Raw genomic sequence first — 23674 nt, 5'->3', positions numbered from 1 at the left:
TATATCATTCGTTTTCAGATAAGTTTTAATCCTCATCTTCTCCTCATAGTTCATATTCAACATAGTCTAATGAAAAACCCTATAGATAAATTCTACCAAATTTCTGTCAATTATGCCACTAAAAACGTCCCTTGATATGTTCGTTCCCTCAAACACATATCAAAGGACTAAATAAGTCGAATTATTAACTTTTATATTACGCCGTCTCTCAAACCCAGTATTTTCAATCATTCCAGAACTTACTTATTTCGACATCAACACCACCGTCTCAACATGTGTAGTCTGGATAGAGCGAATACGTTTTTTGATGGTCAGGCGGGGATGGGTTTAACCCCGCCTTAAATACAAATGTGATTTTGTGTGGGTCTGCTGTTCCATCCTCACGTCGCTCTCCGATAATTACATGGTCTATTACAGTCTCAAATACATCTCGGTCAAACTCCGATAAAACTGGACTGACTGATAAAACCTCTTTACACTTTTCAATCTGTTCTTTTACCCTCTTTTCATCTGTATCTGCTTCCTGTAACTCCTTTTGCTTCTCGTATAAAGGCTGTAAATCATCTTCAATCTCAACTTTCTTTGCCAAATAATCAGTCTGTGTTATTACCCCATCCAATAAATGGTCCAGCAGCTTTTTGAGCTTTAACTCATAACTGTTTATCTGCTTATTTATTTTTGCCAGTTGCTTTGTGGTATCTGTTGACCGTAGACTTTCTTCTAGTCGTGCTAAAAACTCCGATAAAACATCACTGTTATCACCAGCTAATAAGTTATAGCTCTTTATAAAGGCATCCTCGATTATCCTCTCGTCGATTGCCTTGCACTCTGGACAATACTTCTTCCCCTTTTTAGTGTAGGTTACGCAGTGCCAAACCCACTTTTGATGTGCTGTGCCGCTATGATGGCTCCTACGTGATAAGTTGCTGCCACAAAAACCACACTTCAACATACAGCTAAATGCATATTTTCTGCTGTATTTATTGCAGTTTTTATCGGTCGGCTTAACTTTTCCTTCGTTACGCTTTTTGAGTATTGCTTGTGCTCTCTCAAACGTCTCCTTATCTATAATAGCAGGATGAGCTTCCTCCAAATAAAACTGGTCGGCTATTCCTCGATTATCAATACGACGATGAGCTATCGGGTCAACTGTTACTGTCTTTCCTTGCAATAAGTCACCTGTATATTTTTCATTTTTAATGATGCCTAAAACTGTTGTATCTCCCCACTGCGTGTTACCTCTCTTTGTCTTATATCCAAAAGCTTCTAGCTCTCGTGCTATCGTTCGACCACCAGCTCCCTCTATATACCTCTTAAAAATATATCTTACAATTTCAGCTTCTTGCTCATTTATCACAAGTTTTCCCGTCACTTCATCTTTGTCATACCCGAGAGCTTCTGGGTCTCCAACAAGCTCCCCTCTCAACATCTTGGCACGCAACCCTAGCTTAACTGATTCAGATAAAGTCTCTACGTATTGCTGATTTATAGCCGATAAAATTGCAAGGAATGAGCTTCCGGTGCTTTCGAGCGTATTTATACCCTCTTGCTCAAAGATTATCCCAATACCTCTATCACGTAACAGACTCACATACCTTAACGTATCAACAACGTTACGACTAAATCTTGACAGTGATTTAGTTAAGATTAGGTCAATCTTACCCTCCATGCAGTCTCTTATCATCCTGTTAAAATCATCTCTTTTAATTGTTCCTGTGCCACTTATACCCTTATCGGCATAAATATCGACCAAAGTCCATTTAGGGTTTTTCGCAATTTTGTCTTGATAATACTTTACCTGCGAATAAAAGCTGTCAATCTGTTCGTCATTGAGAGTCGATACCCGCACATAAGCTGCAACTCTTAATATCTCAACATTTTCGGATAAAGATACATCTGGATTTTTAGCTTTAATAATCTTTACAGTCTTATGTTTATCCGCCACCTAATAAAACCTCCCTCATAATACGTGTTCCCATGTTATATACAATTCCTACTCTAGTGAACACAATACTACTTGTCAATAAATCCTGCTTTAATTACAGGATAATCCCGATAAATAGTGCTCTTGATAATATCGTAATCCCGCTCTGTAATTAAACCCTTCGATAATAACAAAGCTAGCATAGCCAGTTGCTTCGATGCTCTCATAATTTGTGTTTGCTTACTCACCTCGGTTGACACTGTGAACACCTCCCAAATCGTCGAAATCTGGGAGGATTTATGCAAGGCACATATTTGCTCGGATAAAAATGTGATAAAATAGTATCGGCTCACTTTGCGTAAGGAGGTGATTTAGTTGCGTAAGCAACCGATAAAACAGCTTACGCAAGCTGAAAAACGTAAGCTGATTGCCGATAGACTGCTGGTTGCTCCTGAACTGTCTGACCGTCAAATTGCCCGTATGCTGGGGGTTTCTCCTACAACTGTCGGAAAAATCAGAAAGGAATTAACGGACAAAACCGTCCAAATTAGACATGTGGACACACAGGCATACGATTGGACAAAACATCCTTATCTTTTGGCTCACCCAGAGATTTTGGAGGGATTATCCGAACGGTCTTTACGTGCACTAAAAGCCCCCGATGTGCTAGATTTAATGCAACAAAGAGGCAGTAAGTCACCAAGATATTGCCAAAGATTGTTATATCAAATGCGTAAACAGGCAAATAAAAATGCCTCCGCTGTAACGGAGGACGATATAATTATGTTTACGGCGGATATTCGGACAGGCCTACCGCAGATAAAAGATGCGTCTGTTGACGTTATATTTGTTGACCCTCCTTACGATGTAAAATCCGTTGAAACTCTATACCGTCATATTGCTGACGTAGCTGGTCGTATTTTAGTTGAAGGCGGCTCACTGTTGGTTATGTGCGGGGGTGCTAATCTTGACATAGCAATACAGGAGTTGGGTTCCGATAAAAGATTACGATATAACTGGGATATTGCTTACGTCTGCCCCCGTAACACTCCACTGATACATAGTCGTAAGGTTACGACAGCGGTCAAACATATATTGTGGTTTACAAAAGGTGCTTATGACGGGAATATTGTTTACGACTATATAGAAGCTCCCCCGGACCCTGACGGTTCGGATAAAACCTACCATCACTGGGGACAGAGCGTAGCAGGAATTAAAGAGATACTGCGTAAGATAAGCAAGGAAGGAGACGTAATCTGCGACCCTATGTGTGGCGGAGGTTCTACGGTCGTAGCTGCGTTGGAACTGGGAGGTCGTAAAATCGTAGCCTGTGACGTAGACGCTGATGCTGTAAAAACCACCTTACGCAGGGTGCGTCAACTATTCGGTTATGCCCGCTAGCACCTGCATTGCGGGCTTACGACAATCTTCTGCGTAAGCCCCTCTGTCTCTCCACACTCACTCTCGGTACCTACACCTGCATTTGACCCATTATAAATATTTGCAAGGCCTGATTTGTTATCAAATTCAAAGCAAAAATTTAAACCTCATCCTATTACGGATGAGGTTTTAGTTATTTACGCTTCATGACTTTTACTTTAAAGGTAAATCCATTAGAGCAACGGTATGTTTCAACCCCATTGTCTTTATTAACTAATACCAGCTTTTTAGCTTCTCGTTCAGCCATTACATACATTTCATCTGCTGTACCTAAAGGAGTTCCGTCAATATAAGTAAGCGAAAATTTTTTATCAGTGTTACTTTGCGTCTTTTCTTCGAGGGTTACGCTAAAGTCGGCAGCGATACATCGCAATAGTAGGTTAACTATATATTCAGGTGGCTTACGTTTGCCCGTCTCCCAGTCTTGCAATGTGCGTAATGGTATATCGTAATGCTCTGCAAGCTGTTTTTGCGTAAGCTTTGCTTGTCTACGCACTTCACGAATTCGGGACATATAATCACTTCCTTGAATTTTTTGTATGACACGCAATGAGTGCTTTTTTATATTTAATTTAACACGCAATGCGTGTTTTGTCAATAATCTTCACGCACGCATTGCGTGTGTACGAAGATAATGCCGATGTCTACGATTGGATTAGAAACCGGCCTAATCGTCTGTGTTATCGTCCGTCCGGAAAATCCCTAAATTGTAAGGTTTATTGGTAACTTGATGTTTAAGACGACTTTAACCGAAGCTCAAACGACCAATAAAACCTGCTGGTTTCTTCGTCCTACATGATAAACCACTGGTTCCTCGGAATCCGTGGTATGTCCAAAAAATAAATTTAAAATCCGTGGGTTTTCCCGTCATATCGGGCTTATTGCGGGTGTCAGATAAAACGATGCTAAAATCCGTAGTTAAATATTTGTTTTAGGAGTATGTAATTATAAAATTCAATGCCATAGCCCGCAATCTATTCAGAATGGTTTAAGGTGAGCCAACCGACCATTTGGGGATTTAAAGGGGGAGGGGACAAAAATTTGAACTATTTACACAACATAGTTAAGATTCTGGCAATACTCATCTTATCTTGACACGACCGTATAAAACAAGCTTATACAGTAAACGGTAAATCATGCGTACTACCCAAAAAAATAACCGCCCAAAGTGGCGGCTTATTTGTTATTGCTTTTTACCTTCTGCAGCTTTCCGGGAGTTTTTCTGACCATGGCAGCAAATCATCCAGAAAGTCAAGATTTTTATCATCCATGTGTTTAGGTATCTCGGTCAAAAGGTGCTCGAAATAATTATACGGCTTTAAGCGGTTTGCTTTTGCTGTTTCTACAATGCTATATATAATTGCACTGGCTTTTGCTCCCTCTATAGTGTCAATAAGATGCCAGTTCGCTCTTCCTATACAAAAGCTTCGAATGGCTGCCTCAGCTGCATTGTTATCAAGCGGAACATTTCCGTCCTCAAGAAATACTCTGAGATATTTCTCCTGGTTTATACAATAGGTAAAGCCTTTCGCTGTTTCCGATTTTGGGAGTAATTCCAACAGATGTGATTTTACCCATGCAAAGAAAGCATCGACATGCGGCTTTATCTTCAGCTGTCGTTGCTGTTGTCTCTCTCCCGCTGTGAGATGCTGAAGCTCGTTTTCCAGCTTATATATGGCTGCTATCCGCTTTAAGGCTTCTTCAGCAAGTGTACCTTTGGCCTTTTCCTTCCCCAGCGCCTTTGTTACATTCGCAAAGTGCCGTCTCGCATGGCTCCAGCAGCCGGCGATTTTTAAATCCTCCCTTTCTTTTTCGAGAGTGTGGTACACCTGATATCCATCCGTTACCACCGTTCCGCTGTATCCTTTCAGGAATTCCCTTGGATGGCTCGTGTTCCTGGTCTTCTGGTATTCATACAGTATGATGGGGTTAGACTCATACATCTTTCCTGTACGATACACCCACATGTAGCTCCTGGAACCGGCAGGCCTTCCATCCTTACTTACCAATACAGACGTTTCATCAGCCTGCAGGATATTGGCTTTGTATAGTTCCTGATGAAGTAGGTCATACAAAAGGGACAGATATCTCTCTGCACACTGAATAGTCCAGTTGGCCATGACCTGTCTGGATATTCTTATATCATTACGTAAGAATTCCTGCTCCATACGGTACAACGGGACGGCATTGACATATTTATTGTTTATGATAGCAGCTTCCAGAGATGGTGTTACTATACTGTTACGCAGAAGGTCGGCAGGGCGTTTTCCTCTGATAATAGTCTGACCATCCATCCCCGCATATACTGCTACATGATGTTCCTCTACTTCAAAGGTTGCAGGATGAAATACAAGTCTTTTGTATACTTCATCGGGAAGTCGTTTCCACTTTGGTCCCAGGCGAGAAGTTAACTCTTCCTCAGACAGCTCGTGATTAATTACTTTTACCGGAAGGTCTTTAAGCTCTTCTTCACGTTTCCCTTTTGCTTTTTTCCGTGTATATGGCCTGGGGCAGATCTGCTCGAATTCCGGTTCTACAACATATAAACCGGTTATAGTAGCTTCCGCTTCGTTTAAGGCCAAATCCAAATTTAGACTAAGCTGGCCGTCACATACCATCTTTTCAGATGAACGCCCGAACTGACGTTGCTTTGATATATTCATTTGCTCCAGCAATAGATCCAGCTTCTTTGAAAGATCATCAGCCATGGTTTGAACAGACAAAAACAGGCTTATGAGTTCTTCCTTACTTAAACTATTCAATTCTGATTCTGTATATTTTTTACCCATGTCTGATACTTCCTTCTTCTTTGATGCTTATATTATAACCGATATCGGCAAAAAAAGCTAATTTGTGATTTTGGCACTTTCGTCATTATGACGGTGGATAAACACCTGAAAAATAAGAAAAAAACAGAGCTTAGAAACTTTTTGAGATAATATTATCCACGGAAGTAAAAAGGTGATGGAACGTTATCATGGATATCGCTCCATCACTGCACAGAAGCTGTGGATAAGTAGATTTGTATATTGGATTTGCACTGATTTTAAAAAAATAAATTTCTCTGTTTTGCACAACAATAGCTATAACTCTAACAGATAGATACTGGTGCAATTTTTCTTATTGCCTTTTTCTGCTCAATAGCAAGACCTTCCATCAGCCATTTAAACTGCTGAGGTGTAAGCTGCTTCATTTCAGCTTCATTTCTTGGCCACTGAAAGCGTGCGTTTTCAAGACGTTTATACAGGAGGAGAAATCCATCTCCTTCGAAAAGCAGGCCTTTAATCCTGTCTGTTCTCCTGCCACAGAATAGAAATAATACTCCCTCATGGAATGGGTTCAGATGAAAAGTGTTTTTTACTATAGCTGCAAGACCATCTATGCCAAGTCTCATATCAGTATAGCCACAGGCAATGTATACCTCTGAAAAACCTGATGCATCATTTAACATTTGCTACCGCCTGAATGGTTGCTTCAATAAGATGCTGTGGTGTTGCTGAATTAATATTAATCGTTAAGGAACCGATTGATATAGTAAGCTCCGGTGAAAACGAGGTAGTACAAGAATGAGATATATACTGCTCAGGGACACGGACGAAGTTTGTTTCTATAGAATCGCATGCGGCTTCACGTAATTTCTTTAACCAGTAGTAATAAGTATCCTTACTTATATTGTTTTGCATACACCAATCTTTAACTTTTAGACCACTGGACATACATTCCTGAATCAGAGTACGCCATTGAGAAAGTTTGACCTCTTTTTCAACTAATTTGGTATTCATAAGTACCTCCTATAAAATTTCGTGTTAAGTGTAAAAACTTGTACAACTTTTTACACTTTTACTACATTATCTCACGAAATAAAGCTCTTAGGAATGTACGCGTGATTTACCGTTTACCTTATACATTGTTTTTAATGCTTACAATCGCTTTGCAATTATAGTCTTGAGGTTTTGGTCGACTCGGTTTGTAAAAACCTTGTGAAGAGTTGCTTACGCTCGAAAAATAATGGTTAAAAACACCCCTTAGCAAAATAGACTGCTAAGGGGTATTTATATGACTTTAAAAAGGATTAATTTTCAATAAAGACGAAACTCACAATTCATCTAATAATTCTTTTATGCTTATTGGTTTATCAAATATTGCAGCGCCTGTTAAAAGAACTACTTTACTACTACTTTCTCCTCTATAAATCCTTCAAAACTATCTATATCTTCAAATCCTACTTCAGTACCTAAAGCCTCAAAGTGTTTCTTCCCGCATTCAATTTTAGCTCTTTCTGTTGGTCTTAAGGCATCAAACATCGTATCAGCTTTGGTTTCCAGTACAAAGTACAGTTTATCCTTGCCATCCGTATCGATTAGTACAGCCCAGTCAGGATTATAGCTGCCTAAGGGAGTGGGGATGGTAAACCAGCCGGGAAGTTTTGCATACAACTTAACTTTGCTATTGTTTTCAAAGCTTCTGGCAAATTTCTCTTCGTTGGCACTATCATATACTACATATTCGTATACCGATTTTTTACTTTCCATCATATTTTTGGACAAATAGCCGATAAGTTCTTTGTCCTTACTTTCAAATAGTTCTTGTGCGTAATATTCGTCATCACCTAGCTTAGTGTATTTAATACCATCAACTATCATTAACCTCATTTTAGCAATGATGATTTGTGCTACCTGCTCCATATACTTTTGAGGGTTCTTCTTAAAAAGGTGGAGAGTATTACTTCTTATCAGTATCTCCACAATAGTTTTTCTTGTTAAATTGGTTTCATTTTGAAGATAGGCAATGATATCAGGTAGATTTTCCTGTTTGTTATCCAAAGCAACAGCATATCTATCTGATTCTTCCGCCACAACGCCACCGGCACTAATATCAAGCCCTGCTTTCGTATATATAAGCTTTGGAGAACTTATAAATAAGCTTTTCTGCATCTCTCTACAACATTCATCTATTAGCTTTTCACTATCAAAATCTACAGAATAGGTAGTTTTGTATTTAATCCTATCCCATAACTCTTTAAACTCAGGGTCAAGATATACCTGCTTATTAAGCTTAATAGCTTTTTTATCGTTATTGTTCTTGATATTAAGTCCGCTACATACTTTTCTGGCAAGAGCCGTAATCTCTGCTTTTACATATTCATAATCTTCTGGTATATTTAGCTTGTTGTCTTTTATATCAATTTTCAGCTTGTCCTGCACTTTACCTGTTTCATCAATATAGCCATTATCTAAAAATGCTTTGAATATGGCTTCCGAAGCTTCCTGTCCTAAATACTTTATGCTTCCATCCTCTTGTTTTACTAGGATATTGGCAAATAAATGTGTTTCAATAATGCCAAATCGTATGCCGCTTTCAGTTTCGTATTCTTTCTGGAGTTTAGCTGCAAATTCCTCATAGCTTTCATTAGCGATAACCGTCAATGTGTTTATAAAAGAACCATACTGGCGTTCTCCTTCCTGATTAACACAAAGACGCAAACCACGACCAATCTCTTGACGCTTTTTAACCTCGCTCTGTGTTTCATTTAGGGTACATATCTGAAACACATTGGGGTTATCCCAACCTTCACGTAATGCTGAGTGTGAGAAAATAAATCTAAGTTTAGTATCAAAGGATAAAAGGCGCTCCTTGTCTTTCATAATCAAGTTATAAGTATCCTCATCATCTCGCGTAGAACCATTAGTGTCTTTTAAAACACCTTTTCTATCTGCTGAAAAGTATCCATTGTGGACTTCTTCAGCGGCGGTATCTAAATCAATATCTTTAAACAGCGTATTATACTTAGGCAGTCTTATGAGGTCGTTATAGTGTTTTTCAAAGAGCTTTGCATAGATACCCTTTTGAGGATTCCCATTTTCATCATAGTAGCGATAATTTGCCACACGGTCTATAAAGAACAGGCTCAGCACTTTTATTCCCAGCTTGTTTAATACCAGTTCTTTATCTAAGTGCTCCTCTATTGTCTTTCTAATCTGCTGTTCTTTTATGGCCAGGTCGTCCACATCTCCTATAGGTTTACCTATACGTAAAATATCCGGCTTACTTGTAAAGGCAACATATTCATTCCCAACTTCGCAATAAATTTCGCTAATAATGTATCCTTCATAGACATCACGCCCTCCGGATTTTTCATAAAGGTCATCTCCACGCTTAACTGTTACCGCTTTCCGTTTAACCACACCTTTTCTATCTTTGACATCCATCTCTATTTTGGCTGTTATAGGAGATTTTTTATTGTCTACAGATAAAAGCTTCAAGTAGGCTTTATTGTGGTAGTCTTTAGTTGTAAACCCAGCAACTTCTATCTGTTTAACCAGACCTAAATTATAGCTGTCTACTGCATCAAGCTTATAAACCAGGTTGTGCCTTTCCACATGGGTTGCTGAGTAACGTAATATACATAAAGGATTTAGAGATTTAATAGCCTCTTTGGCTTTAGGAGTCGTGTCTACAGATTGTGGCTCGTCTATAATAACGATGGGTCTGGTCTCCTGAATAAGCTCAATAGGCTTCATACCGTTTAACCTGTCATTTGTCCTATGAATAATATTGGCCTTATTTTCCTTAGTAGGGTCTGTAAAACTCTTCCTAAAAGCGTCAATGTTTATAACCATAATCTCAATATTATCGCTCACCGCAAAGCTTCTTACCTGTTCCAGCTTGCTGCTGTCATATATGAAGTAGTGGTAAATTGTATTATCATATAATTCCTTAAAATGTTCCTCTGTAATCTGTAAGGTTTTATACACACCTTCTTTAATGGCAATGCTGGGAACAACAATAATAAACTTGGAAAACCCATAGTTTTTATGGAGTTCAAAAATTGTCCTTAAATAAACATAGGTCTTACCTGTACCGGTTTCCATCTCTATATCAAAATCATACTCGCCGGCTTTTAGATACTTTGTTTGTGGCAGGCCATTTCTAAGCTGAACTTCTTGTAAATTCTTAAGTATTTCTTCTTCATCCAGTTCAAGCCTGTTGCCTATACCGTTTTCTGTATCAAACAGGCCTATTTGTCCATTATAAGCCGATACGGTAAAATTAGTATGCATAGGCGTTTGGCCTCTAAACAAATCCACAACGGAAGCAATGGCCTGCTGTTGGTATTCTAGGTTTTTATCAAATTTCAGCTTCATTTTAGACCATACCTCCCTATATTGTAATGAATTCTTCAATTCCGCCGGATTTAAGTATTTCCTTGATATTGGTCTTGTTACTGTCTGACTTAAATCCATTATCCTTAAATACAACTCTGCTGCTTTCAGGTGATAATTCTTTTATTTTTGTCAAAATACCCTTAGCAACCTCTGTTGTAATCTCATTATCAAGGCAAATCATAAGCATACCATAGCCAATAGAATAGACTTTCTTACCGGCAATCGTAAACTCATCAACTGGATAAGTCAGGTCAAGACCATATTTAAGCATTATCTCATAAACAACATCAAATTCCGTCCTGCCTTCCACAAAATTGTCCACATAGTCCATTAAAGATTGCTCTAAATTATCATAATCCGGCTGCCATTTTCTGATATTAGAAGTGTCAAGCTTAAACACCTTAAAGCCAATATCAAGGTTTTCTATACCCTCTTTGTCTTTATATTCTTCTTTGATTTTTTCACCGGCACGGCGGATACGCTCTATGCCTATCTCACAAATGTTTTTATAGCCTGCCTTGTAGGCTTCGCTATTTTCCTCAGTTGGCTCAGGAAGCTGAACCATAATAAATCTACGATTGCCACCGTCTTCGGCATTAAGCTGCATTACAGCATGGGCGGTAGTGGCAGAGCCAGAAAAAAAGTCAAGAACTATCGAATCATTGTTAGTTCCCATCTTAAGTAAATGCAATAACAACTTTGTTGGTTTTGGGTTTGGAAACAACTCCTCTCGCCCAAATAATTCTACATTGGTTTCTTTATTTGCACTGTCTGTGCTGCCCAAATCTACAAGTAAAGTAGGATTTGCTGAAAATGTAGATTTGTCATCTTTTTCGTATATTTTTAATTTTACAATCCCGTTATCAATGAGAAATCTGTTGGCCCTTTCATATTCGCGTGCGGTTTTTTCCCCAATTTGCCAACGTTTCCCGTCGCGTGGATATATTCCCAATATCGGATATTTCATTGTTTCTCTTGCATAATCACCCGAGTCTTTCTTTTCAATTATTGTCGTTCTATATTTTCCATTTTCGTCTTCAAACGGATATTCTCTTTGATTAGTTGTAGTCTCACGTCTGTTAAGACTCTGTGGTGATACTTTTTTACCATAACATAGTTGATAATCTACTTGGGGACTGACTAAAGCATTTGCGACATTTGTTGAAGTACTTTTTTTCTTCCATAAAAAGCATCCAATAAAATTACTCTCTCCAAATATTTCATTACAAATTTTTTTCAAGTTTTCTACTTCATTATCATCAATACTAATAAAAATAACCCCATCATCAGCAAGCAAATTCCTTGCAAGCCTAAGCCTTGGGTACATCATATTCAGCCAGTCGGTATGATAACGACCACTGGTTTCTGTATTTGTGCTTATCGGCTTGCCATTGCCATCTACTTGCCCTGTAATTCTCTTGTAATTCTCAAGGTTGTCATGAAAATCGTCCTTATAAACAAAGTCTTTTCCTGTGTTATAAGGTGGGTCTATGTATATCATTTTTACTTTACCATAGTAGCACTTTTGCAAAAGCTTCAATACCTCAAGATTATCACCTTCTATGTAAAGGTTCTGGGTCGTATCCCAGTTTTTACTTTCTTCTTTACATGGTCTTAACGTTCCCAGTGAAGGTGTTTGGGATAAACGCAAAGCTAGCCCTTTACCGTTCCAAGTAAAGTTGAAACGTTCGTTACTATCATCTACATATTCACCTAAAACCTGTTTCAGCTTTTCAAAATCTACCTTTCCCTCTGTAACAACTTCAGGAAACATGGTCATTAACTTCTTGATATTTTCTTCCCCTATATCCGGGGTTTTGCCCGTAAGTATTGTTTCTATCATTCGTCATCGCCTCCAAGCAATTTATTTTTACTCTGTTCTAATCTCTTAATCTCTATATTTAGCTCCATTTTGCGGTTAAACTGGGTTTCCTTCTTAAATTTAAACCTCAAACTTATTATTTTTTGTTCTATGTCTTCTATCTTAGCCAAAAGTTCTCGTGCCTTGGCACCTGTTATAGTGTCATCTGTCGGCATAATGGCTGATAGGTTATAAATACTGATAGCGTCAACTATATCACTATAAAGTGTATAGAAGTTTGTAAACCTCATTTGCTTTATATCAAGCTTAGCGAATAAAGCACTATCATTCCTTAACCAGTCAGTAGAGATAAATTCCTCAATGGTATTCTTGCTGCTGTCACTTTGGCTTGTCCTCTGGTGAGCCATATAAAACCGTATTTTATCTTCCAGCTTAAAAATCAGCAGCATAGGGTAGGGGATAGTCTTCATAATAATCTCAGCTATTCTGTTAAGCCCATATTCTTTATTTAAAATAACTTCTATAACTTCAATCTCCGGATATTCTCTTACTTCATCCTTATAAACCGGTATATTTATCGTTTCAGGTTTAAGGCAGTAGAGCCATACTATCTTGTTTATGATATCTGTAAACAAATGCTTATCACTGGAAGACATATTAGTATTTTCATAAAAGAGCTTTTTGTATATTGTACTACCGATAAAGCAGCTATCAGGGATGTTCAAAAAATTGTAATCATCCATAGCTATTCCCCCAAACCCTTTATAACCAAAAATGTAATCAGTTCAAAATCCTCAATACCATCAAAGGTTCTTTTAGGCATGGTGGTACCTCCTTTGCTAAAGAGGCTGGCCACTCCAATCTCCTGCTTCTTGCCTATAATGTTTTCAATAGAAGTTTCCAACAAATCGGAATAATGTTTCATTTTACGACCATCATTGGTCTCTTTATTAAACTCCTCTACCAACTCTTTAAATACTTCTTTTTGTCCGGAACATAGTTTTTTATAAAAATCTAGTATCTTCTTAGCATGAAGGAAAGATAACTTTACCTCCCCATCATCTGCGATATAAACCATATAGTAGGGAAATAAAGGGTTCTGCTCTTTGCTTTGCTGTTTCCCTTTGACTTGTCTAAGGGTAAAAATCACTCCTGGCTTTATAGTATCTTTTACGCTTTCGTCTATCTTTGCAACAGCATACATTCCATTTGGTGCTTCATCTAAAAGCTTTCTATTGGTTTTCATATATTCCATAAGTTCAATCTTAAAATCATTAAAGGTCAGGTCTGTTATCGATATACCTCCCGATATATCCTCTAAGTCCACAACCTCTTTCTGCAACCTTTCAAGCTGCTTCTTACGGTATTCGAGGTCTCTCATCTCTTTGCCAGAGTCTGTTTCTATAATATTTTCCTCACCTGTGGCAGACACATCCAATAAAACCATCCTGCCTCTGACACGCTGCTGGAGGTTTATGTACTCGTCCAAGTCCTTGGTAGCCCAAAAGTTTACTAATTTGATTGATTGGTTTTTTGAGCCTATACGGTCAATACGCCCGAACCGTTGTATAATTCTGACCGGATTCCAATGAATATCGTAATTTATCAAATAATCGCAGTCTTGTAGGTTCTGGCCTTCAGATACACAATCGGTAGCAATAAGTATATCTATATACTCATTAACTTCTGGATATATCTTAGAACACTCCTTCGAGATAGGAGAGAACAAGGTCAATATAGTATTTATATCTGATATTTTAATCGATTTTCTCAATTCTTTTGGTATGGGCAAATTGGAATGATTATCACCACTTCCTGTTACAATTGCGGAATAGATACCTTTTTTAGCAAAATAATCGGCCAAATTCTCATATAAATATCTGGCTGTATCAGCAAATGCAGTAAATACAATAACCTTTTTGTTTCCAGGGTTTATTGGATTTCGTATTTTGCTTTCTATAAGGGTTCTAAGTTCAATTAGCTTCGCGTCCCTTTCTGGCGTAACAATCATAGCTTCCAATAAAATAGTTTCCAGCTTGTCCTTATCGGCCAGTATGTCTTGTTTCCACTTGATAAGGTCCATATCTTGGAGCAATACCTTTACATTGTTGCCGAACATGAGGCTTTCAAGCTCCGGGTCGTCTATATCAATATCATTGATATCCAATTCCGCATCATAGTCAAATTGCCTTTGTTCTATGGCTTCGAGAGCCTTATCTATTTTGTGGAGAATATTCTCAACAGTTATCGCAAAGGAATTGATGGAGCTTTCCAATCTTTTTAAAATATTTACACGCATAAGTCCGACTAAGCTTTGCTCCCTATCTATCTGTCTAAAGATACTTTTGTTTGAGCCTACTACCATATCGTATTTATCTTCATAAGCAGCTCTTTTTTCAGGAAGCACATAGGCCAAAGGTGAATAGATACACAAGGTAAGTTTTTTTATAAGTCTATTTATATCTTCAATAGGTGGGAACTCGCCTTTGGCATCAATTGCCGGATATCTGTTCTCAGGGGGTAGTCTGGTGGGAAACTTGCCTATCTCCTCTAAGTTATAATATTTTTCTATATGCTTTCTGGAACGGGCAATAGTTACCGTATCTAGGAGCTTAAAATAATCTGTATCCATCATGTTGACAAATGTTTCAGTTGTTCTTTCATGTTCAGGAAGTTCAGACCATCTATTGAATACGGTTTGCGCTTTCCTAAGAATAAATTCAATACTATCAAGACCCACATCCTTGAAGGCATCATCCCTGCCCTCAGTTATAAAAGCGATTTGGTTCTTGATATCATTCATCCGGTTGTTCACAGGGGTTGCTGACAGCATAAGCACCTTTGTTTTAACACCGGATTTTATAATATCATTCATCAAGCGCTGATAACGAGTTACACGCCCTTTCACCGGTGGATTATTCCTAAAGTTGTGACTCTCATCTATTACGACAAGATCATAGTTTGACCAGTTTAAAGTGACAAGGTTAATTTCACCGGAATAGCCGCTTGTCCTACTAAGGTCAGTGTGGTTTAGAACATCGTAATTAAACCTGTCCGCAGCAAAAATATTGCGTTTATCATTTTGGGTATAAATGGTCCAGTTTTCACGAAGTTTCTTAGGCACTAGTACAAGAACCCTATCGTTTCTGAGTTCGTAGTATTTAATTACAGCCAGTGCAGTAAAAGTTTTTCCAAGTCCCACACTGTCAGCTATAATGCAGCCATTGTACTTCTCAAGCTTATCAATTGCACCCATAACAGCATCTTTCTGGAATTTATATAGTTTATTCCAGATTAGGGTCTCCTTAAAGCCTGTACGGCTTTTAACAATGTTATCCTCGGTAAGCTCATCAAGATAATCATAGAAGATATTGTAAAGAGTAACAAAGTAAATGAACTCAGGAGTATTTTCTTTATAAAGAATTCGTATTTGCTCAAGAACTTTTTCTTTAACATCTTGAACAGCAGTATCATCCTCCCACAATTCATTAAAGGCTTGTAAAAAACCAATAGTATACTCTTTGCCGTACAAGCACACGTTACTGTCTAATCTATTGGATGAAGTGATACCTAGACCATCAGTAGTAAAGTCCACAGTGCCATTTATTGAGACATTATCTTCAGGATTTTCTATATAAACCAGTCTTGGCTGAGCAGGATTTGGCCGTCTTAGAGATTTTATTTCTGCTTTCTTTTCCAGCCACTCGGCACATTCCTTGGCTATGGCCGCCTGCTTCATTTCATTTCTAAGCTTTATTTCAAATTCATTGCCAGATATCTTTTTTTCAGGGTGACGAACTATGTAATATTCCCTATAAAGCTCCTGGTCCTTACGTACAAAAGTAGGCTCGGTAAAAATGAACCTCATACTATCTATCTTACTAAGTTCCTTTTTAAGTTCTTCATAAGCATAGATGGTAAAGTAAGCTGATATGATTGATAACTTTGAACCTTTACGTAATTCCGCCTTTAACTCATCTATAACCCTATACTTTTTATTATCTAAAACCTTAGGTGGTCTCATATAATCAATCCCCCGACACTAATTTATCTTCCTCTCCATTCACTGTTTTTTTCTTAGCCTTACGTCTGTCTGCAGGTTTTTCCGCATCTTTGGGTATAACCCAAACATCACTAAGCTTGAAGGCTCCTGGTATTCTGCCTTCTTCACAAAGTATCTGAACTCTCCGTCTTGAAATATTCCACTTCTCAGCTATTTCCTTTGCTGATAAATAATCCATCATAAACACCTCCGTTTCGGAAGTCCATGAATTTATTATATTCCAACGTGCGAACAAATGCAAGAATTGATAAACTTTCATGCGGGTTTAAATCCAATCTCGCGCTTTCTAAAAGTTAAGGTGTCAGTTTTCTGACACCCCATTTATTTGACATTATAAAATAGATTCATTCACTCACAAAGCAGAGCTTATGTATCATATATATGATGCATAAGTTAGGCTTTCAGATCTTTAAATTTCATAAGCGTCTGAAATCACAGGATTTTTCATAAACTCTTTATGCCATCAAATCCGTACTCTTCTTATCTGATTACAATTAAAATAAATAACTACTTTAATAAATAACTATCTGTATTTTTCTATTATATTTTTAGCATCAATAGATAAATTATCACTTTCATAAGTTATCAACAGCTTGTCTTTAAAATGCTTATTATACCACTGTAATTTATTCTCCCAATGAGATTTATATTTTGCATTATTTAACATACCAACATGCTCCCAATAGTACGTTTCACCTCTAAAAGTAACTGTAAAATCCGGTATATACATACTTCCATCCGGTGCATATAATGGTTCCTCATATTTGAAATTGATTCCATATTGAAATAACATATTGGCTATGATAGCTTCCGATTTAGAACGAACCAAATAATCGGTAAGTGTCGCTATTTTTTTGCCTTCTGCATACCAGTTATTAAAGTAAATAAATTCTTCTGGTAAAGGATTAAATTCGAAGACTGATGAATTAATCCTCTTCACAGCTGACTTTTCGAGTCTACTAAGATTAGCTAAAGTTCCAATATCATCTTGAATTAAGATTGTCACATGTTTCTGTGCTCGAGTTATGGCTGTATAAATTAGCTCCATGGATAATAAATGACTATCTCTTTTTGGAATGACTATATAAACATAATCAAATTCGCTTCCTTGGGATTTATGAACACTTATTGCATAAGCTAATTCTAAATTATCTATTGGCTTCTGTTCTGGTATCCATTTCCCTGAATAATCCTTCCCTAAATCTTTCCCATAGTTATACATATAATGTTCTCTATTAGTACCAGAAAATTTAACTTGAAAACGATTAATTTTCCATAGTTTATTATTTTTATATGCCTCTCTATCAAAACCATGTATACTTACAGTTCCAATTTCACCATTATATATATCAACCCTTTCAACCCGTTTATTCAATAAATTGTATGCATATGCCAGATCTGATTTAGGTCTATTCTTATACTGAATTACTTTATCATAACATCCAATACCATCAATACTATATCGGTTACTCCAATATCCATTAAATGTACTTTGCATAAATCTGTTTATCTCATCTGTACCATAAAACTCCCCTCGATATGGAGAAATTATTTGAATTTTTTCTGGTTGGGGCTTCTTATTGCTATCACTAATGGCAGTTCTCCAAAGCTTGTTTTCATCACCTTCTACATAATCAATACCCGTCATCTTTTCCATATCTTGAATCATTACACTTTTAAGCAATGCATCCAGTTCACTTTTATCATGCCAGAAGTATACACTCATGTCTTTATCTATATCTCCTGCCCCTTGTATAGTCTGGAATAGTTGTTCTTTTAACATTTGAATTTCCTGATTTTCAGCTTGTTCTTCTTGAATAAATACCTGTGCTAAGTTTAGTATGTGGGTACCGTTATCAAGTACTTTATTTAGTAATTGTCGAATGTTATCTTTTAAAATACCAACATTTTTTGGGTAATTTTCTCTTAACCATTGTATCGTTTCCACAAATACTTTACCACGTCCAATTGGAGGTAATTGATTCGGATCCCCCACAAGTATTAAGCGCTGAACGCTATTCCAATTGATTGCCCTGATTAATGTCGCAAACACATTTAAATCAATCATAGAGCATTCATCTATTATTATTGTATTGACATCCGAATATTGTGACCCTCCTAAACGTTTCAAGGTAAAATTATCATTAATCCAATCATTCTGAGCTAAAAAAGAGTGAATTGTAGATGATGGTTTTCCCGTTTGTCTTTTCACTCGTTCTGTTGCTTTACCGGTAGGTGTCATAATTAAAAAGCATGTACCAAACCCATGAACGCGTACAATATTTTCAATAATAGCTTCAATAACCGTAGTCTTTCCTGTTCCAGCTGCACCCGAGATAATACTAATCGGCTTTGTAAAAATCTGCATACAAATACGTGCTTGATTTCTTAATATAGATTCATATTCTTCTTTAGCTAATCTCATCAATTCAGGACTTTTATTTAGTTTATCAATAAACCTTTTTTCATCAATAGGAACCTTAATTGTAATATCTGGTCGTTCTGCAAGCATTTTAAAAGTATTCTCGATAATTCTTTCATCTTCATATACATGCTTTAAATACAGATATTGAACCTTAGAATTATCTTCACGAATATATAAGGCTTCAGATAAGACATCCCAATCAACTATAAAATTTTGCATTTTATATTCATGTTTCATCCAATCTGCCATTCTTGATAAACGCTTGTTAATATTTGCAAGTACAGTAGATGCATTGGCAAATGAATGTGATGCAATTTTATTAAGCTCATCTACGCATAATGCTCTTAGCCTTTCAGCAGAATCTTTTTCCAATATAGCTTCAAGACCCAATTCTGGTGATGGCAAAATACCATTATCAATTTTATAGAAAGGTATGGTATCATCATTATCATAACCAACATACTGTTCAAAAATTATGTATGGATTATTAACAATATCATCAAGTGATGCTGTAATTGATACATTTATTCTGTCGTTACTAAGAATGTTACTCATTTGATCAGCGGTAATATCAAACCTCGGAAATAAATATAATAGAAGTTTCTGTTCATTTTCATCCCTTAGCTTAAATTCTCTTATAACCCTTTTAAAGGTTTTATCTTCAATCACAACATTACCTACTTGTTTTGTATTACCATTAAGAAGTTCTATTAGTTCCAAGTAAAATTGTTCATATCTTCAATGTTTGTTCTCTTAATATATTCAGACACCAATTGATTTAGTCCAAGCAAAGATAGAACTGCCGGGAGTCCAGGATAAGGTCCTCTACTTTCCCACAATTCTGCTAACAAAGAATTTAGCCATTCTTTACGATATTTCCAATCCTCTGTACTATCACCAACCTCAATTAAGACATCAACAACATCTAAGAAACGCCAGATAATACTAATTGCATCATCGTTTGATACTTCTCTAGATCCATACTTAAATGGAGAACGATTTTCTGGTTTTATTACAATTTTATTTAGTATCTCTTCATTATTCATGTATTTTTCATACGGTATTCGAAAACCTTCGCTGGGATAAAATGAAGTAATCGGTTTCTGCCATACTACACCATTCGCATAATTTTTCTTGATCTCTTCTGACACATTATTATAATAATAAAAATCACCGATTTTTTTTAATCTTGATACTCCGATGAGTACATAATTTTGCGTTTCTTCCTCTGAAAAAGGATTACTATAACCAGCATAATAAAATATTAATGATTTACCTTCCTCAAATTGTGAAAAATATTTTTTTGCTTTTTCAAAACGAAGATCATTATTATATTTCTTATTTGTATACCCAGTTGCTTCAACATCGTCACCATACATAGCTTCATAGCACCAAGTACATGCTGTTGCTGGAGGTAATGGAATATCCACCCCAGAAGCCGCATTTTTTCCATTAGTCATCCAATCCGGTGGATCAGAATGTGCAATTATATTTTTGCTCCCAAACGCATTTATACTCAAACTACATGCCGGAATACACTTAAGTTTAGAGCAATCTTCCCCTGCATGATCCATTTCATAATCCAAATCACGTGTTTTCCCTATTACATCTCCAGGATAGGAATAACGTCCAATACAATATACATTCTCGTCTGGTTTCTTACATATATGTCCATTCCATCCGTTATCATGCCATGCTAATCTTAAACTCATATGTATTGCCATTGTCGATACTCCCTTTACTATTTATATGTCTATTTATAATTATCCCCATAATACACTACCACATGATAACTGTTAAAAAAATAGAAAAACATAAGGATTTACCATTATACTTCTTAAATATAGCTTTTCATTCCCTAAATAACAGTATTACTAATCTGAAGCGCATAATCAAAAATTAGGACTCCTCACGTTCTCTATCCCAATACTCTTTAAATCGCATAAATGCCTTCTGCACGCCGAAGTTATGTATATTATCAGAAAAATCTATTACATCACATTCTTCTGTTCCTCCAAACTTTATACCTCTTATACCTCTACCTATTATTTGCTCATATAATATATTGCTATTTATAGGTCTGCAGATTACAATGTTGCGTGTCTTAGGTGCATCGAAACCAGTTGTTAGAACACCATAGTTAAATAGAAAGTCTATTTTACCATTTTTAAATTCATTGATAATAATACGTCTTTCTGTCTTATTTGTATCAGAGTTTATACTTGCTGATTTTCTTCCTAAAGCATTCATTATTGAGGATAAGAATATTGCATGCTCTACGGTACATGCATATACCAATGTGGGTTGTCCTCTCTTGATTTTTAAGAGTCTTTTTACAATAAGCAAATTTCTTCTTGTATCTTTTGCTAGCGTCTTAAGAAATGATGGAGCATATTCATTTTTTTCTTCTAATTCCTTAACCTCTTCCTCAGTCAATCTGTATTCTATTCCAGAATTAATGACAATATGATTTACTCTCGCGAGAAATTGGCGTTCTTTAAAATAATCAATTGGATTGTCTTTATATTTTTTAACTTCTGAAAAAACTGGCGTAATTAAATTCATTTGAAACATATCAACTAGTTTATTTACTTCACTGTCACCAATAAGCGTATTTCTTCCTGGTGTAGCAGTAAGACCACATATCGGAAATAGACTACCACCAGTTAACTCTTTAGCTTTTCTAAGCAATTCATCATACATATGTGTAATTGCTCTATGAGCTTCATCTATAATCATTGCACCCGTATTCTTGAGAATATATGCAACTTTCTCATCATTAATATTATAGTATAACTTATTAATCCCGGCCACAATAACTCCACCACTTAATTCATCATCATCAGGAAAGTCATACTTTGAAAAATAACGATAAACTTTTAATGGTAAAACAAATTCTCTATCTTTCCATAATTCTTCAATGCAACTTATACATTGCTCACAAAGTTCTTCACTCTGTGCAATCCATATCATGAACTTATTTTCATCAAATCTATATTGCATCCACTCTAAAAATGCCTCTACAGCTACTCGGGTTTTACCGCCACCAGTAGGTAAAGATATCATACATCTTGTCTTATCTTCTTGCCTTTTTAACATACTAAGTAGTTTTTCTTTTATATCTACTTGATAATCCTCTAATTTAGGAACTCTTTTCCTGGGCTCAATAATTTCAACTGATCGTTTAATTTCTGTCCTGTCTGTTGCTATTCCGGCCAGTATTTTAGGAAAACCAGCTGCCTCGATAAAATCATTAGCCCATCTTTTACCTGCATACCACTTTTTATCAGCTAATGGTTTACGCATATAGGATGCTGAAGTTATATTTTTAGATGTATCAGGATATTTATGATATAGCTGTTCAACAAGTGTATCAGGCATCTTATCAAGTATTTTTTTTCTTAATTTTCTTTTGCTTTCACTACTACCTGCAAATAAATTAACTCCTTCACTAATTACTAACAATCTGCAGAGATTTTTCTTATCGAGTTCACTATGTTGAAGTTCTGATAATATAGCCTCTGTATCTGACTTATGCCTCCTACCATATAAATCATTAAGAAGTTGGGTAGAGATTTCATACTTATTCAACAGTAAATCTACAGTGATATTTATTTCTTTTTCACTCAATGTATATCTCATACTCATCTCCCCATTATATTAATTTTAAATGTTTTATCTTTTGAGTATATGTAATGTATAAAATTACTTCTCACTAAATATGCATACCATATATTATTCTTTTACTGCATGATAAGAGGTGTTTATATGACAAAAAAAATTAAATTTCATTAAGATCGAAACCTTATTATTCTTATATGCTTTTTGTCTTATCAAATATTTCAGAATGAATTATATAGATAGAATCAATATTTTTTAGATACAATTTGCACATCTTTCAATAATAGAAATTCACCTCCAATATTTGCTTATCTTCCATTGGCAATATCTTATAACATCCATCTAAATGTATCGATATGCTCCTAAATCATTACCATTATTTTATAAATTATATATTAACGATCTTTTCTACCATTATTTTGCAAATATCTAAAATATAAACTCAATAGATATAATTTTATCTAATTGTAATAGCAAATAATCCACTATATATAATATACTTACATTATATACCAATAATTTTGTAAATTCAAAATAATTCTACATATCTTTATGTAATTTTATATGAAAGGTATTCACTAATAAAAAACTTTCAAATATTCTCAAAAACATATTCAAATTTCCAAAATCGAGTAGGCTAACTATTAAAAGTCGAGTATAAAAACTTTTTTTACCTTAAGGTTTAATAGAACATTCCTATTCTATAGTTAATCGCTGGAAAGATTTTGCAGGTAAAATAGATCCAGTAAAGATCTACTATATATAATTCCGGTTAGCTTTTGGACTTCAGTTTGTTTAGCAGCCTTATCCTTATTTATAGCCTGATATGATTCCTGTTCGACAGATCTGAGATTTGCCTACACCTTCCTTCAGATTCGCAGTACCAGCAAAACCCTTGGTGTTCAGCTATGACCTTCACGCTACTCGGCGGTTTCGGGACTTTCATCCGTTAGATTACACCAATGCATGCCATGCACACAAAAATGTTGTAGTATGTGAAACAGTTATTTCACAACCCCAGCATTTTCGTTTATAATAAAAAAAGACCTCCCAGTGCCAGTCATAAAATTTCTATCATATACATCCTGTAATAAATATTGTATTTTTAGAAAATTCAGGGTTGTTATATATCACATTTAGAATTGGTAAGCTGTTACCGTCAGTCACTATAAAATGAGCTTTTATATACTCCTTATCTTGTAAAATAAAACCA

At 36.1% G+C, this 23674-nt stretch carries 15 protein-coding genes; 1 reads left to right on the top strand and 14 read right to left on the bottom strand.

Annotation, left to right across the window (positions count from 1 at the left end):
* Positions 1-268 precede the first annotated feature (268 nt).
* Together HHT355_RS03590 and HHT355_RS03585 are read right to left on the bottom strand one after the other, a co-directional pair.
* Positions 269-1945 (bottom strand): recombinase family protein, encoded by a 1677-nt coding sequence (locus HHT355_RS03590; protein WP_103202063.1) that lies wholly within the window; start codon positions 1943-1945, stop codon positions 269-271.
* A gap of 68 nt (positions 1946-2013) precedes the next feature.
* Positions 2014-2184, bottom strand: coding sequence for a conjugal transfer protein (locus HHT355_RS03585; protein WP_103202062.1), 171 nt, complete (start codon positions 2182-2184; stop codon positions 2014-2016).
* A gap of 115 nt (positions 2185-2299) precedes the next feature.
* Here HHT355_RS03585 and HHT355_RS03580 point away from each other — a divergent pair, with 115 nt between their 5' ends.
* Positions 2300-3325 (top strand): site-specific DNA-methyltransferase, encoded by a 1026-nt coding sequence (locus HHT355_RS03580; protein WP_103202061.1) that lies wholly within the window; start codon positions 2300-2302, stop codon positions 3323-3325.
* 172 nt (positions 3326-3497) lie between these two features.
* Here the strand turns inward: HHT355_RS03580 and HHT355_RS03575 are convergent, their stop codons facing one another.
* The 12 genes from HHT355_RS03575 to HHT355_RS03520 all read right to left on the bottom strand — a co-directional run bounded on the left by HHT355_RS03575 (position 3498) and on the right by HHT355_RS03520 (position 22482).
* A complete protein-coding gene (locus tag HHT355_RS03575) occupies positions 3498-3878 on the bottom strand; it encodes a helix-turn-helix domain-containing protein (protein ID WP_103202060.1) in 381 nt (126 codons plus the stop codon).
* A 679-nt stretch (positions 3879-4557) separates the two neighbouring features.
* Positions 4558-6153, bottom strand: coding sequence for an IS66 family transposase (tnpC, locus tag HHT355_RS03570; RefSeq protein ID WP_103202059.1), 1596 nt, complete (start codon positions 6151-6153; stop codon positions 4558-4560).
* A gap of 302 nt (positions 6154-6455) precedes the next feature.
* The gene (gene tnpB, locus HHT355_RS03565) at positions 6456-6815 is read right to left on the bottom strand and encodes an IS66 family insertion sequence element accessory protein TnpB (protein ID WP_103202058.1); all 360 of its coding nucleotides are present in this window, start codon (positions 6813-6815) and stop codon (positions 6456-6458) included.
* Positions 6805-7146: an IS66 family insertion sequence element accessory protein TnpA gene (gene tnpA / locus HHT355_RS03560; protein WP_103202057.1), complete on the bottom strand. Its 342-nt coding sequence runs from the start codon at positions 7144-7146 to the stop codon at positions 6805-6807. The genes tnpB and tnpA overlap by 11 nt, the downstream gene beginning before the upstream one ends.
* 381 nt (positions 7147-7527) lie before the next feature.
* Entirely contained in the window at positions 7528-10509 is a 2982-nt protein-coding gene (locus HHT355_RS03555; RefSeq protein ID WP_103202056.1) for a type III restriction-modification system endonuclease, read from the bottom strand.
* Positions 10510-10525: 16 nt separating this feature from the next.
* Positions 10526-12373 (bottom strand): site-specific DNA-methyltransferase, encoded by a 1848-nt coding sequence (locus tag HHT355_RS03550; protein ID WP_103202055.1) that lies wholly within the window; start codon positions 12371-12373, stop codon positions 10526-10528.
* Positions 12370-13095 carry a DUF4391 domain-containing protein gene (locus tag HHT355_RS03545; RefSeq protein ID WP_103202054.1) on the bottom strand — a complete coding sequence of 242 codons (726 nt, stop codon included), beginning with the start codon at positions 13093-13095 and terminating at the stop codon, positions 12370-12372. The genes HHT355_RS03550 and HHT355_RS03545 overlap by 4 nt, the downstream gene beginning before the upstream one ends.
* A gap of 2 nt (positions 13096-13097) precedes the next feature.
* Positions 13098-16376, bottom strand: a complete 3279-nt coding sequence (locus tag HHT355_RS03540; RefSeq protein WP_103202053.1) for a helicase-related protein — start codon at positions 16374-16376, stop codon at positions 13098-13100.
* Between the two features lie 4 nt (positions 16377-16380).
* Positions 16381-16596, bottom strand: a complete 216-nt coding sequence (locus HHT355_RS03535; RefSeq protein ID WP_103202052.1) for a helix-turn-helix domain-containing protein — start codon at positions 16594-16596, stop codon at positions 16381-16383.
* 342 nt (positions 16597-16938) lie between these two features.
* Positions 16939-19560 carry an ATP-dependent DNA helicase gene (locus tag HHT355_RS03530; RefSeq protein ID WP_103202051.1) on the bottom strand — a complete coding sequence of 874 codons (2622 nt, stop codon included), beginning with the start codon at positions 19558-19560 and terminating at the stop codon, positions 16939-16941.
* Positions 19551-20564 (bottom strand): hypothetical protein, encoded by a 1014-nt coding sequence (locus HHT355_RS03525; protein WP_103202050.1) that lies wholly within the window; start codon positions 20562-20564, stop codon positions 19551-19553. Before HHT355_RS03525 ends, HHT355_RS03530 begins: the two co-directional genes overlap by 10 nt.
* A 175-nt stretch (positions 20565-20739) precedes the next feature.
* On the bottom strand, positions 20740-22482 hold the full coding sequence (locus tag HHT355_RS03520) for a DEAD/DEAH box helicase (RefSeq protein ID WP_158245877.1): 1743 nt from the start codon (positions 22480-22482) through the stop codon (positions 20740-20742).
* Positions 22483-23674 lie beyond the last annotated feature (1192 nt).

Origin of the sequence: Herbinix hemicellulosilytica (genome assembly GCF_002904165.1) — a bacterium.
GTDB classification, from domain to species: Bacteria; Bacillota; Clostridia; order Lachnospirales; family Lachnospiraceae; genus Mobilitalea; species Mobilitalea hemicellulosilytica.
This window is presented reverse-complemented; position numbering and strand designations above follow the sequence as displayed.

Excerpts from the sequence above, each read along its gene's own strand:
- HHT355_RS03575 (WP_103202060.1), bottom strand. The coding sequence starts at position 3,878 with ATGTCCCGAATTCGTGAAGTGCGTAGACAAGCAAAGCTTACGCAAAAA.
- tnpC (WP_103202059.1), bottom strand. The coding sequence starts at position 6,153 with ATGGGTAAAAAATATACAGAATCAGAATTGAATAGTTTAAGTAAGGAA.
- tnpB (WP_103202058.1), bottom strand. The coding sequence starts at position 6,815 with ATGTTAAATGATGCATCAGGTTTTTCAGAGGTATACATTGCCTGTGGC.
- tnpA (WP_103202057.1), bottom strand. The coding sequence starts at position 7,146 with ATGAATACCAAATTAGTTGAAAAAGAGGTCAAACTTTCTCAATGGCGT.
- HHT355_RS03555 (WP_103202056.1), bottom strand. The coding sequence starts at position 10,509 with ATGAAGCTGAAATTTGATAAAAACCTAGAATACCAACAGCAGGCCATT.
- HHT355_RS03550 (WP_103202055.1), bottom strand. The coding sequence starts at position 12,373 with ATGATAGAAACAATACTTACGGGCAAAACCCCGGATATAGGGGAAGAA.
- HHT355_RS03545 (WP_103202054.1), bottom strand. The coding sequence starts at position 13,095 with ATGGATGATTACAATTTTTTGAACATCCCTGATAGCTGCTTTATCGGT.
- HHT355_RS03540 (WP_103202053.1), bottom strand. The coding sequence starts at position 16,376 with ATGAGACCACCTAAGGTTTTAGATAATAAAAAGTATAGGGTTATAGAT.
- HHT355_RS03535 (WP_103202052.1), bottom strand. The coding sequence starts at position 16,596 with ATGATGGATTATTTATCAGCAAAGGAAATAGCTGAGAAGTGGAATATT.
- HHT355_RS03525 (WP_103202050.1), bottom strand. The coding sequence starts at position 20,564 with ATGGCAATACATATGAGTTTAAGATTAGCATGGCATGATAACGGATGG.
- HHT355_RS03520 (WP_158245877.1), bottom strand. The coding sequence starts at position 22,482 with ATGAGATATACATTGAGTGAAAAAGAAATAAATATCACTGTAGATTTA.